Raw genomic sequence first — 12,272 nt, 5'->3', positions numbered from 1 at the left:
CGAGATGGAAGGTTTCACGATTATTGACGGCGTCGCCGCTGGGGTCATCGTTATCTCGGCGATCCTCGCCTATTCGCGCGGCTTGGTCCGCGAGGCGCTGTCCATCGTCGGCTGGATCGCCGCCGCCGTGGTGGCCTACATCTTCGCCCCGCAAGCCGTTCCACTTGCTAAAGAAATTCCATATCTCAATACCCTGATCGAAGGCTGCGAGCCTGCCACGATCACCGCCTTCGCGCTGGTCTTTGCCGTGGCGTTGGTGGTGGTGTCAATCTTCACCCCGATCCTGTCGGGCGCAGTACAGCGTTCCGTTCTGGGTGGCATCGATCAAGGCCTGGGCTTCCTGTTCGGCGTCGCGCGCGGCGCGTTGCTGGTCGTGGTGGCCTTCGTGATCTACGACCGCGTGGTTGCCGATCAGGCGATCCCGATGGTCGACGATTCGCGCACCGCCAAGGTTGTGGCGCAAATGTCGGGGTCGGTGGACGAGGTCATCCCCACAGACGCACCGGGCTGGATTGTCGGAACCTATGAAGATCTGATCAGCCACTGCACCGAAACCACTGGGCAATCTGACGCATAGGGCCTGATCTGCTCTAATAAACTTGCGTTAACTCCTTATTGCTATATCGCTGTTCGGAACCGGACCAAAGAGACGGACGTAGCAGTATGTTCCAAGACCCAGTCGCGCCAGAAGCGCTCACCTTGCCCGCGGGCGCCCCTGCCAAGATTTGGATTCGCCATCTGGCGAAGTATCGTGATCCAAACCCGGCACGCTCGGGGTTCGAGTTGGCTGTGACGTTACTGCCGTTCATCGGGATTTGGGCCGCTGCTTGGGCGATGCTCTCGGTTAGCTATTGGCTTGCCGTCGCACTGGCCTTGGTCAACGGGCTGTTTCTGGTCCGCATCTTCTGCATCCAGCATGATTGTGGCCACGGCTCTTTCTTCTCGAATTCTACTCTCAGCGATTGGGTCGGGCGCGCCTTGGGCGTGCTGACCATCACGCCCTATGACGTCTGGCGTCGCAGCCACGCGATCCATCACGGGGCCGCTGGCAATCTGGACGCGCGCGGCTTTGGTGACATCGACACACTGACGGTCGAAGAATACAAGGCCCGCAGCGCTTATGGCCGTTTCAAATACCGCCTCTACCGCAATCCCGTCACCCTGTTCTTCATCGGCCCTGCTTATGTGTTCTTCCTCGAGCAGCGCCTGCCGATCGGCTACATGAAGGCGGGTGCAAAATACTGGCTGTCCGCCATGGGCACCAATGTTGGCATCGCGGTGGCCTTGGGCCTGATCGTCTGGTTTGGCGGCATTATGCCCTTGTTGCTGGTGTTCATTCCTTCGACAATGGTGGCTGCCGTGCTCGGTGTTTGGCTGTTTTATGTACAGCACCAGTTTGAAGAAACGCATTGGGATCACAAAGAAGACTGGCAGGTCCACGAGGCCGCGTTGCATGGCTCCTCGCACTATATTCTACCACCGGTTCTGGCATGGTTCTCCGCCAATATCGGCATCCACCATGTGCACCATCTGTATTCTCGCATCCCGTTCTACCGCTTGCCGGAAGTGCTGAAAGACCACCAGCAACTGGCCGAGGCCAACCGCATGTCGATCCGCGAAAGCATCAAAACGGTCGGTTTGCAGCTTTGGGACGAGCAAAGCCGCCGTCTGCGGTCTTTCCGCGATGTGCACAGAAATCTGCTAGGCTCGAAATAGTCTAAAGCAGCGGGCGAAGCTGCTCCAAGATCGCATTGGCCCACATCTCGTAAACTTCAGGCCCCGGGTGAAACCCGTCCTCCGCCATCTGGTCAGGGGCAAGACTTTCCGCCGCCTTCACATGGTGGCAGCCATCCATCCCGTCCAGCATCGCGATCAACGCACGGTCCCAACGACGCCCCTGCTCGGCCAAGACCCATCTAAGCGGATCTGGCAAAAGCGGAAACGACCCGATGGGCGGCACACCCGAGATGAACAAATGCGCGCACCCGAAATCCGTGCGCAGTCGTTCGCACAGTTCGCGCTGCTGTCCCAACCAACGCCGTAACGTAGCACCCTTGGTGATGTCATTCACCCCAAGCGCCACCACGGCCATGTCAAACGGCCCTGTTTCGTCGGTGGTCAGGCGTGCCAGCGTCGCCGCCGTGGTCGCGCCGCTTACTGCGTTGAGCCGCCACGCGACACGGTGCGTCTGCGACAAGGACTGCACCAAACGCCCCGTAATGGCCTCGCGCTGATGCGCGACCCCGACCCCCGCAGCGGAACTGTCCCCAAGGACGAGCAGCCGCAGCAAAGGCCCCTCCCCGTCGATGCCTTCTCGTGGGCCGTCAGGCTCCGGCAGTTGGCGGGCTGTCTTTCGGGCGCGCCAGCCTTGCGCCGCCAGAAGCGGCAACAACGCCAGCTTTACGGCAGCGTCACGCATCGCGCCAAGCCCCCGGTTCGAGCCCGTCCAGCGACCACTCGCCTACAGCGATACGGATCAAGCGCAGGCAAGGATACCCCACGGCGGCACACATCCGGCGCACCTGACGGTTGCGGCCTTCGGTAATGGACAGCTCAAGCCAGCTGTCCGGCACCGTCTTGCGCACCCGCACCGGCGGATCACGCTGCCACAGCCAGTCCGGCTCCGCCACCGCTGCAACCTTCGCGGGTCGCGTGCGCCCGTCTTTCAAATCAACTCCGCCGCGCAATTGCGCAAATGCCGCAGCGTCAGGTTCCCCTTCCACCTGCACCAGATAGGTCTTGGCCGCCTTGTATTTCGGATGCGCGATGCGCGCTTGCAGCTGTCCGTCATCGGTCAGGATCAACAACCCCTCGCTGTCTCGGTCCAGACGTCCGGCGGCGTAAACCTTTGGCACGTCAATGTAATCCGACAACGTGGCGCGGGCCTGCCCGTCGGTGAACTGGGACAACACCCCGTGTGGTTTATTGAACAAAATGGTGCGTGACATGGCCTTTTCATGCCATGCGCGACTTCTGCTCGCAACGGGGCAAAGCGCCCGTGACTTCCCGACGCAAACCCCGTATCCAGTGTCATACTCATGTCACGCGGATTCGGAGCTGCCCCTAATGACGCATGCGGACCTTGACCAAAGTCCCGAGCCTTGGCTCACCAACCCGTTTGACGACGACAAACTCAAAGAAGAATGTGGTGTGTTTGGCGTTATCGGCACTGCCGAGGCGGCCAACTTCGTGGCCCTCGGCCTGCACGCCCTTCAACATCGCGGCCAAGAGGCCGGCGGCATCGTCTCCTACGACGCCGACGCCGGTTTCCAGCAGGCACGCCGCTTCGGCTATGTCCGCGACAACTTCACATCCCACAAGGTCATGGAAACCTTGCCGGGCGAGTTGGCCATCGGCCATGTCCGCTACTCTACCGCCGGCAACAAAGGCCAGACCGCCATCCGCGACGTGCAGCCCTTCTTCGGGGACTTCTCGCTGGGCGGTGCCGCGATTGCGCATAACGGCAACATCACCAACGCCGAAGCCTTGCGCAAAGAATTGGTCGAGCGCGGCTCGATCTTTCAAAGCTCCTCGGATTCCGAATGTATCATCCACTTGATGGCCCGCTCCATGGGTCGCACCATCCCTGACCGCATGGAAGAAGCCTTGCGCAAGGTCGAAGGCGCGTTCTCCGTGGTGGCCATGACCCGTACCAAACTGATCGGCGTGCGCGACCCGTTGGGCGTGCGCCCGCTGGTCTTGGGCAAAATCGGTGACGGCTACGCGCTGTCCTCCGAGACCTGCGCGCTGGACATTATCGGCGCGGAGTTCGTGCGCGAGATCGAACCGGGCGAAATGGTAGTCATCACCAACAAGGGCATCGAAAGCCACCGCCCGTTCCGTCCCGCCAAGTCGCGTTTCTGCATCTTCGAGCATGTGTATTTCTCCCGTCCGGATTCGATTCTTGGCGGGCGGTCTGTCTACGAGACCCGCGAAAACATCGGGCGCGAGCTGGCCAAGGAAAGCCCTGTCGAGGCCGACATGGTCTGCCCCGTGCCTGATTCCGGCACGCCTGCGGCTATTGGTTACAGCATCCAAAGCGGCATTCCCTACGCCATGGGCATTATCCGCAACCAGTATATGGGCCGGACGTTCATCGAGCCGACCGAGCAAATCCGCAACATGGGTGTGCGCCTGAAGCTCAACGTCAACCGCGCGCTGATCAAGGGCAAGCGGGTGATTTTGGTGGACGATTCCGTGGTGCGCGGGACAACCTCACGCAAGATCAAGGAAATGATCCTTGATGCCGGTGCCGCCGAGGTCCACTTCCGCATCGCTTCGCCCCCAACCGCATGGCCGTGTTTCTACGGCGTGGACACCCCGCAGCGCGAAAAGCTGTTGGCCGCGACCATGTCCGAGGACGAAATGCGCGAGCATCTGGGCGTCGACAGCCTCAAGTTTATCTCTCTGGACGGTCTTTACCGCGCTGTCGGGGAGGCTCAGGGCCGTAACCCCAAGTCGCCGCAATATTGCGATGCGTGCTTCTCGGGCGAGTATCCGATTGCGCCGTCAGACCAGATCACCAATGGCTTTGAGCTGAAGACCGCGGCGGAGTAAGGCCCGGCGAATTGCTGCACTGCGGCGAAATCCCGCCGACGCGGGCATAGTCCGCTTTCCATTAGACGCCACGCCCCTTATCTGCCGATCGCTAGACGCGATCAGCGACAAGGACAAAAACCGTGACCGAAACGACCGAAACCCCAATCGAGGCCCTGAAAGCCGCGACGGAAGAGAACACGCTGCCGATGGCGCAGCTAGCCCTTCTCGGGACAGTTGAAACCCCGGGCGAGACCCGTGCGCTGCTCCGGCATGGGAACAAGCAGGTCGAAATCGTGCGGGCTGGTGATGTGGTCGGCGGCCACAAAATCGTAGCTATAGAAACCGGTGCGGTGATTTTCGATCGTAACGGAACCGCTGATCGGCTCGAAATCCCCGAACGCAGCGCGCAAAATCAACAGCCTGACGCGGCTTAAGGCCGATGCACCGCTCGCAGGTCTAACGCGCCCTTAACGCGACCAGCTTAAACCCCTTCTCGGATCCAACGTGCCCCTCTTGGCACATTTGAAAACTGTGACTTCACGCTTGGCGGCATAATCATCCGTCGGGTATCGAGCCGTCACCGGTGACTGACAACGCAAGGGTGACCCCCTTGCTGGATGCGCCAAGCGTTGTCTTGGCGTCGTGCGACCACAAAGCTTTTCAAGGCGGCCGCCTCTTTTACCTGCTGCGAGACAAACGAAAAACGCCGCCCCCGGTTTCACGGGAGCGGCGCCAAACTCGTAGGGCGGGGTTCACCCCGCCACGCGGCTTACTTGGCGAAGAATTTCATCCCGCTAGCAACAGCCAACGCGGCCAGTACGGCTTTCACGACGTCGCCCAACAGGAACGGCGTGGCGAACGCGCCTAGAACCTTGTCGAAGCTCAAGCCAGCCCAGCCAGCTTCAACGCCCGTGGCTTGTGCCACGCCCAGCGGCCATGCAAGGCCCGGCAGGTAGATCAGCGCGGCAGCAGCGAAAGACGCCACCAGCATTGCAACAACACCGCGACCCGCAGCCAGACCGGCCACATAGGCCATTGCGATGAAGCCCAGCAGGAAGCCTGCGGTCGGGCCTATCATGTAAGGCAGGCCTGCGCCCATATTGGCGAAGACCGGCAGGCCGGCAGCCCCTTCGGCCAGATAGGCCAGCACGGTCACAGCGCCAAGGCGCGCGCCGAAGGACAGGCCGACGATCAGGATCGCCAGCGTTTGCAGGGTCATCGGCACGGGGAAGAACGGCACGCTTATTTGCGCGGCCAGTGCGATGAAGAGCGATCCGCCCAACACCAGCAGTGTTTTCTTGGTGAATGTGTCTGCTCCGAAAGCGGCTTGGGTCAAAGTCATGGCTGTTCCTCCAGCATTATACGTTGCGATCTTTTTCGGCAGCGCAGCATGGAAAGTCAAGCAAATGGGCTTGATCTAGGCCCCCGCCAGTGAGAAAGACGCCGCTATGACAGAACAATCTCAGAAAATCGCCCTCGTGACAGGCGCGTCCCGTGGCCTTGGGGCCGCAATGGCTGAAAGCTTGGGCGCGCGCGGATATCATGTAATCGCCCTCGCCCGCACCGTGGGTGGCCTCGAAGAGTTGGACGACCGCATTACTGCCAAGGGTGGCAGCGCCACGCTGGTGCCCGTCGACATCAACGATGACGACGCCATGGCGCAGATTTGCCACTCCATTCACGACCGCTGGGGCCATGTCGATCTGCTGGTTCACGCCGCCATTCACGCCCCGCCCCTTGCCCCGATGGAGCATGTGGACGCCAAAGATCTCGACAAAACGCTGGCCACAAATATCCGCGCCACCGCACGTCTGATCCTGAACACCACGCCGTTGCTGAAAGCCTCCAAGGCGGGCCAAGCGGTGATGTTCGACGACCCGGAGCAAGGCGACAAGTTCCACGGCGCCTATGGCCTGAGCAAAGCCGCACAAATGCGCATGGCCAGCAGCTGGCGCGACGAGACCGCAAAGACCGGCATCACCGTCCATATGATGACCCCTGCCCCGATGCCCACCGCCACACGCGGGCGGTTCTATCCGGGCGAGGATCGCAGCAAGCTGGCCGATTGCCATGCCGAGGCCGCGCGTCTGCTGGATCAATTGCCGCTCTGAGGCCCTAATCCTGCCAGATTGGGCGCGTACCCCTCGCGCCTATGAAACGTGTATTGCTGTCCTTGTTGATGGTTTGCGCCTCGGCGCAGCCGCAAATTCTGGCCAAAGAGGCCACGCCGCATCAGGCTTTGGACACCCCGTCCGAAGTGTTGCCATGGCAGGCCGTTGGTCGCCTTGATCTGGGGCGTTCCGGATTTTGCACGGGGGCGCTGATCTCTCAAAAGCTGGTGCTGACTGCCGCGCATTGCGTCTATGACAAACGCACCGGCAAGCTGCGGGATGCCGAGGATATCGTCTTTCGCGCGGGCTACCGCCATGGCCGCTCTGCCGCCAGCCGCGCAGGCAAACGCTTCGTGGTTCATCCAGAATATGACTATGGCGGCGGCACCAATAGTTATTCCGAGATCGCCACGGATGTCGCGATGATCGAGTTGGAACACCCCATTAACAGCGCCGCCATCCAGCCGTTTCGCACCCACCGCCAGCCGTCGGCCAATGACCGCGTGATGGTGGTGTCCTATGCGCGGGGTCGCTCCGAGATACCGGCACTGGAAGATGGCTGCAAAATGACTCATGCCGCAGCAGATGTGCTGCATTACACCTGCGATATCGACTTCGGCTCCTCCGGCGCGCCGGTCTTCGTGATGACCGATCAGGGACCGCAAATCGCGTCGGTAATGTCTTCAAGCGGCAGACGCGGTAGCCGCGATGTATCGCTTGGCGTTGCCATGGGGCCGTCCGTCGACCGGATGGTGCGTCAACTTCAAACCTCGAATGCGAAGTCGAAATTCGTGAAAGTTGGCGGGGCAAAGCGGACCACAGGGGTGGTCACATCAAGATTGCCGCAGATTACGAATTAAGGTTTCAGCGCGACCTCAGCCGTCCCGATCACGCTCGAATGACTGCGCAAAGGGAAACGGCGGCAGCCACGCTTCGCGACGGATCGTCCAGCTTTCATAGGTTGGCGTCAGTTGATCCGGCGAATCCAGCGTTCCCAGATGCACTTCGACCTCTTCATCCGTGCGGGCAAAGACCGAAGAGCCGCAATTTGGACAGAAAAACCGCCCGAGATATTCAGCGGTCTCACCCTCAATCGCCACCGCATTCTGATGAAATACAGCCGACGCATAGAACAACGCCCCATGATGCTTGCGGCAATCGAGACATTGGCAGACACCGACCCGAAGGGGGCGTTCTGATGCTACGATGCGAACCCTGCCGCAAAGACAACCTCCGGTGAAGTGTTCCATATCCGGTTTCCTTAACTGGTACACCGGCGCGAGGCCGCGCCCAACTGAACATCAATCAAAGGCACGATCACGTCGCGCTGCCTTCACTTAAGAGCATTTCCACCCGCGCCCCGCACCATTTCACTTTATACTCCATCGGTTTTCTGCTCTGATAGGGGTATTGTAGGAGACGCATTATGACCGATTTGAGTACCAAGACCCCGCTCGACATCAGCTATGACCAATCCGAAGGGCGCCTTGTCATTACGACACCCGGCGGTCTGGTTGTGCATATCGAGGACCCGAGGGAGGCCAAAGCCCCCTCCAAAACACCCGATCTGGTGATCACCCCGGACGAGGACAGCCTGCGCATTAACGCCCGCCAGTCCTTGTCGGTGAACTCCATGGGCCATCTGAACCTGTCCGGTCAGGACGGCGTGACCATCAACAGCGGCGGTGACGTGACGCTGGTGGCCGACAAAAACGTGACCACGGCGGCGGGCGAGACCCTGACGCTGAACGCGACCGACATCAAGGCGGACGCCACCAAGACGTTTACCGGAGCCAGTGGCGAGGAATCGACCCTGATCTCTGACGGCGAGACCATCGTGCGCGGCGCGATGATCCGCATCAACTAAGGAGGCGCCGATATGCCCCCCGCAGCCCGTCTTGGCGACAACCACGTCTGCCCCATGGTCGATCCCGGCCCGAAGCCCCATGTCGGTGGCCCGATCTCCGGCCCCTGCGCGCCCAATGTGTTAATCGGCGGCGCACCTGCCGCTGTGCTGGGCGATATGTGCGTCTGTGTCGGCCCGCCGGACACGATTTCGGCAGGGTCCAGCAAGGTTATGATCAACAACAAACCCGCCGCCCGCATGGGCGATGCAACAGCCCATGGCGGCAAGATCGTTGTGGGTTTCCCGACCGTGATCTTCGACTAGGCGCAAAGCTGGCGGCAAATCCTCTTCCGAGGATTTGGCCCCAGAGTTTCCATAAAACTCTGACCTACGCCGCCTCGGCATCCTCTGCCTGCTGGCGGTGCCATAGAGACGCGTAACGCGCGTCACGCGTCAGCAACTCGTCATGGGTGCCCTGCTCCACCACCACACCGTTCTCCAGCACCACGATCAGATCCGCGTCGGCAATGGTCGAGAGGCGGTGCGCGATGGTCAACGTGGTGCGGCCTTGCGCCATCTCTTGCAGCGAATGCTGGATATCGGCCTCGGTCTCGGTGTCGAGTGCCGAGGTCGCCTCGTCCAGCAACAGGATCGGCGGGTTTTTCAGCAAGGTGCGCGCGATGCCCACCCGTTGCTTTTCACCACCCGACAGCTTTAACCCGCGCTCGCCCACGGTGGTGTCGTAGCCGTCGGGCAGCTCCATGATGAAGTCGTGGATTTTTGCCGCTTTCGCAGCACCCTCGATCTCGGACCGCGTAGCTCCTGCCTTGCCGTAAGCAATGTTGTAAAGGATCGTATCGTTGAACAGCACCGTGTCCTGCGGCACCACACCGATGGCGTCATGCAGGCTTTCTTGCGTGACGTCCCGCACATCCTGCCCGTCAATCGACAGGCTGCCACCGTTCACGTCATAGAACCGGAACAGCAACCGCCCGATTGTGGATTTGCCCGAGCCTGACGGGCCAACGATGGCCACCGTCTGCCCCGCCTGCACCTCCAGCGACACGCCTTTGAGGATCGGACGCTCCGCGTCATAGCCGAAATGCACATTGTCCAGCCGCACGGCCCCGTCGGTGACTTTCAGCAGTTTGGCGTCCGGCTTGTCATTCACCTCGGCAGGTTGTTCCAGCAGGTTGAACATCTCGGCCATGTCGACCAGCGCCTGCCGGATTTCGCGGTAGACCGTACCAAGGAAGTTCAGCGGCATGGTGATCTGGATCATATAGGCGTTAACCATGACGAAATCGCCGACGGTCAACGTCCCGTCCTGCACGCCCATCGCCGCCAGCACCATCACGATGACCAAGCCCGCGGTGATCAGCACCGCCTGCCCGAAGTTCAAAAAAGCCAGCGAATAAGAGGTTTTCAGCGCGGCTGCCACATAGCCTTCCATCGCCCCGTCATAGCGCGCGGCTTCGCGTTTCTCTGCGCCGAAATACTTGACGGTTTCGAAATTCAGCAGGCTGTCGATGGCCTTCTGGTTGGCGTCGGTGTCCTGGTCGTTCATCTCCTTGCGGATTTTCACCCGCCATTCGGTGACCGCAAAGGTGAACCATGTGTAGAGCGCAATCGTGCCAACAACGACCACCAAGTACCAGATATTAAACACAAATGCCAAAATTACCGCGATCATCAGCAGCTCTAGGATCAGCGGCCCGATGGAGAACAGCAAGAAGCGCAACAGGAACTCGACCCCCTTCACCCCGCGCTCCACGATGCGGCTCAGACCACCTGTCTTACGGGTGATATGGTAGCGCATCGACAGGCGGTGAATATGGGTAAACGTCTCCAGCGCTAGCATGCGCAGCGCCCGCTGCCCCACAAGTGCGAACACCACGTCGCGCAGCTGCTGGAAGCCGATATTCATCACCCGCGCCATGCCGTAGGCCACGGTCAGCCCAACAGCGCCCAAGGCCAGCATCCAGCCCGCGTCGCTGGCATCGCCCGACAGCGCGTCGACCGCGCCCTTGTAAAGCACCGGCGTGCCCACCGCGACCAGCTTGGAGATGATCAGAAAGGTCAGCGCGAACACGACGCGCCGCTTCACCCAAGGCTGGTCGTCCGGCCAAAGATAGGGGATGACCTTGCGCACCACATGAAACCCGTCCTTGCGTAAATCCTGCTGCATGCGGGCGTCTGAAACTTCGGTGACCATAGGGAACGGGCTTTCTTGAATATAGGCCGCTTAACTTAGGGCCAGCCTGCCCGAAGAACCAGAGGGGCGGGCAAAGAAAGGTGGAGGTACCAGCCATGGACTGGCCTCTTGAAGCTCCAGCGACACTTACATCGCAAAGATTATGGCGTCGGGTCAGCGTTCATCACATGACGCAAAGTGAGACAGGCTGAATTTCGGAACTTTTCTTCATGCCCGATTGTTTGTTTGGACAGAAAGGATGGGCATATGAAATTCTCTCGAACCAGCAAATCCCGTGGTGCCGGATCGCCGCAAGTCACCGGCTTTTATGATGATGACACCGGCAGCATTCAATATCTCGTTTCCGATCCCGAAACTATGAAAGCCGCACTCATTGACACGGTGCTCACGTTCAACCCCGAAAGCGCATCGACCGATACGCGAAGTGTGGATGCAATCTTGCGATACGCGGACCACGAAGGTTTGGAGATTGTCAGGATTTTGGACACTCATCCGCATGCCGATCATCTGATGGCATCCTCCGTTCTGAAGGATCGTCTGGGCAAGCCAAACGGAATTGGTGAAAAAGTTTTGGAGATCGCGACGCTCTGGCGTGATTATTACAACCTGCCCGATGCTTTCGATCCCGAGCGGGATTTCGACTGCCTTTTTCAGGATGGCGATACTTTCGAGATCGGGTCTCTTCCGGTTCAGGTCATGTTGTCACCGGGCCATACGCTTGGCTCGATCACATATGTCGTGGGCGATGACGCCGCGTTCGTTCATGATACGTTTATGCAGCCTGACGTCGGCACGTCGCGGGCTGATTTCCCCGGCGGGACGGCCGAAGATCTGTATGAGTCATTGCAGGAAATTCTGCACCTTCCCGACGAAACGCGCCTGTTTATCGGTCATGACTACGGCACCGATTACCGGTCCGAACCGGCTTGGGAATCGACCGTTTCCGAGCAACGCAGACATAACGCCCATATCGGCGGCGGCGTGTCCAAGGAGGCATTTATCAAAACACGGACCTCGCGAGACGACACATTGGCGCTACCGGACAGAATGTTGCAGGTTTTGCAGATGAACCTTCGCGCGGGGCGTCTGCCCGCGCCTGAAGGCGACGATAACCGATATCTAAAAATCCCGTTGAACCGATTTTAAGGAGCTCAAAATGGAAACCGAAACAACCGAAAATGGAACACTGGAACACTGGAACCCCGCCGACGTGAAAGAGGCCTTCGAGCGAGGAGACATCGTAATGATTGATGTGAGAACGCCTCAGGAATTTACCTTCGAGCGGATCGAAGGGGCCTTGCTCGCGCCGATGCAAGCCTTTCAACCCATTCATATGCCCGGCCAGTCAGATAAAAAGATTGTATTCTTCTGCGGCTCTGGCGTGCGGTCGGGCAAGGTTGCCAAACAGTTTCTGGAAAGCGGGGTAGACCGCGCCGCGCACATGAAGGGCGGGTTTGGTGCATGGAAAGACGCAGGGTTCGAATACACTGGGACAGATATGTCAACTGGCGCGCCCAAGACGATGAGTAAATCTGACGGTTAAGCCAATAAGCAAAAGCGC

The 12,272-nt window shown here is 59.9% G+C and carries 15 protein-coding genes; 10 read left to right on the top strand and 5 right to left on the bottom strand.

Annotation, left to right across the window (positions count from 1 at the left end; translation table 11 throughout):
• Nucleotides 1–4: 4 nt before the first annotated feature.
• A complete protein-coding gene (locus tag BUB72_RS04170; RefSeq protein ID WP_073141018.1) occupies nt 5–577 on the top strand; it encodes a CvpA family protein in 573 nt (190 codons plus the stop codon).
• 86 nt (nt 578–663) lie between these two features.
• Nucleotides 664–1,716: a fatty acid desaturase gene (locus BUB72_RS04165; protein ID WP_073141016.1), complete on the top strand. Its 1,053-nt coding sequence runs from the start codon at nt 664–666 to the stop codon at nt 1,714–1,716.
• 1 nt (nt 1,717) lies between these two features.
• On the opposite strand, the gene BUB72_RS04160 is transcribed toward BUB72_RS04165, so the two are convergent.
• Both BUB72_RS04160 and BUB72_RS04155 read right to left on the bottom strand, forming a co-directional pair.
• Nucleotides 1,718–2,419: an SGNH/GDSL hydrolase family protein gene (locus BUB72_RS04160; RefSeq protein WP_073141014.1), complete on the bottom strand. Its 702-nt coding sequence runs from the start codon at nt 2,417–2,419 to the stop codon at nt 1,718–1,720.
• On the bottom strand, nt 2,412–2,948 hold the full coding sequence (locus tag BUB72_RS04155) for an rRNA large subunit pseudouridine synthase E (protein ID WP_073141013.1): 537 nt from the start codon (nt 2,946–2,948) through the stop codon (nt 2,412–2,414). Before BUB72_RS04155 ends, BUB72_RS04160 begins: the two co-directional genes overlap by 8 nt.
• A gap of 118 nt (nt 2,949–3,066) precedes the next feature.
• On the opposite strand from BUB72_RS04155, the gene purF reads away from it, so the two are divergent.
• Both purF and BUB72_RS04145 read left to right on the top strand, forming a co-directional pair.
• Nucleotides 3,067–4,557 carry an amidophosphoribosyltransferase gene (gene purF / locus BUB72_RS04150; RefSeq protein WP_073141011.1) on the top strand — a complete coding sequence of 497 codons (1,491 nt, stop codon included), beginning with the start codon at nt 3,067–3,069 and terminating at the stop codon, nt 4,555–4,557.
• 122 nt (nt 4,558–4,679) lie between these two features.
• A complete protein-coding gene (locus BUB72_RS04145) occupies nt 4,680–4,973 on the top strand; it encodes a hypothetical protein (RefSeq protein ID WP_073141009.1) in 294 nt (97 codons plus the stop codon).
• A 335-nt stretch (nt 4,974–5,308) separates the two neighbouring features.
• Here the strand turns inward: BUB72_RS04145 and BUB72_RS04140 are convergent, their stop codons facing one another.
• Nucleotides 5,309–5,881 (bottom strand): biotin transporter BioY, encoded by a 573-nt coding sequence (locus tag BUB72_RS04140; protein WP_073141007.1) that lies wholly within the window; start codon nt 5,879–5,881, stop codon nt 5,309–5,311.
• A 106-nt stretch (nt 5,882–5,987) separates the two neighbouring features.
• Between BUB72_RS04140 and BUB72_RS04135 the strand changes: the two genes are divergently transcribed.
• Together BUB72_RS04135 and BUB72_RS04130 are read left to right on the top strand one after the other, a co-directional pair.
• The gene (locus BUB72_RS04135; protein WP_073141004.1) at nt 5,988–6,650 is read left to right on the top strand and encodes an SDR family NAD(P)-dependent oxidoreductase; all 663 of its coding nucleotides are present in this window, start codon (nt 5,988–5,990) and stop codon (nt 6,648–6,650) included.
• A 41-nt stretch (nt 6,651–6,691) separates the two neighbouring features.
• Nucleotides 6,692–7,510 (top strand): trypsin-like serine peptidase, encoded by an 819-nt coding sequence (locus BUB72_RS04130; protein ID WP_073141001.1) that lies wholly within the window; start codon nt 6,692–6,694, stop codon nt 7,508–7,510.
• Between the two features lie 15 nt (nt 7,511–7,525).
• On the opposite strand, the gene BUB72_RS04125 is transcribed toward BUB72_RS04130, so the two are convergent.
• The gene (locus BUB72_RS04125; RefSeq protein WP_073140999.1) at nt 7,526–7,900 is read right to left on the bottom strand and encodes a GFA family protein; all 375 of its coding nucleotides are present in this window, start codon (nt 7,898–7,900) and stop codon (nt 7,526–7,528) included.
• Nucleotides 7,901–8,076: 176 nt separating this feature from the next.
• On the opposite strand from BUB72_RS04125, the gene BUB72_RS04120 reads away from it, so the two are divergent.
• On the top strand, nt 8,077–8,517 hold the full coding sequence (locus tag BUB72_RS04120; protein ID WP_073140998.1) for a hypothetical protein: 441 nt from the start codon (nt 8,077–8,079) through the stop codon (nt 8,515–8,517).
• A gap of 12 nt (nt 8,518–8,529) precedes the next feature.
• Complete coding sequence (locus tag BUB72_RS04115) at nt 8,530–8,820, top strand: PAAR domain-containing protein (protein WP_073140996.1); 291 nt, start codon at nt 8,530–8,532, stop codon at nt 8,818–8,820.
• A gap of 64 nt (nt 8,821–8,884) precedes the next feature.
• Here the strand turns inward: BUB72_RS04115 and BUB72_RS04110 are convergent, their stop codons facing one another.
• A complete protein-coding gene (locus BUB72_RS04110) occupies nt 8,885–10,684 on the bottom strand; it encodes an ABCB family ABC transporter ATP-binding protein/permease (protein WP_425435150.1) in 1,800 nt (599 codons plus the stop codon).
• A gap of 273 nt (nt 10,685–10,957) precedes the next feature.
• On the opposite strand from BUB72_RS04110, the gene BUB72_RS04105 reads away from it, so the two are divergent.
• Entirely contained in the window at nt 10,958–11,857 is a 900-nt protein-coding gene (locus BUB72_RS04105) for an MBL fold metallo-hydrolase (protein ID WP_073140991.1), read from the top strand.
• Between the two features lie 10 nt (nt 11,858–11,867).
• Nucleotides 11,868–12,254 (top strand): rhodanese-like domain-containing protein, encoded by a 387-nt coding sequence (locus BUB72_RS04100; RefSeq protein ID WP_073140989.1) that lies wholly within the window; start codon nt 11,868–11,870, stop codon nt 12,252–12,254.
• Nucleotides 12,255–12,272 lie beyond the last annotated feature (18 nt).

Origin of the sequence: Litoreibacter ascidiaceicola (assembly GCF_900129235.1) — a bacterium.
Lineage (GTDB): Bacteria > Pseudomonadota > Alphaproteobacteria > Rhodobacterales > Rhodobacteraceae > Litoreibacter > Litoreibacter ascidiaceicola.
Note: the sequence above shows the minus strand (reverse complement) of the source record. Positions and strands in the feature narration are given on the sequence as shown.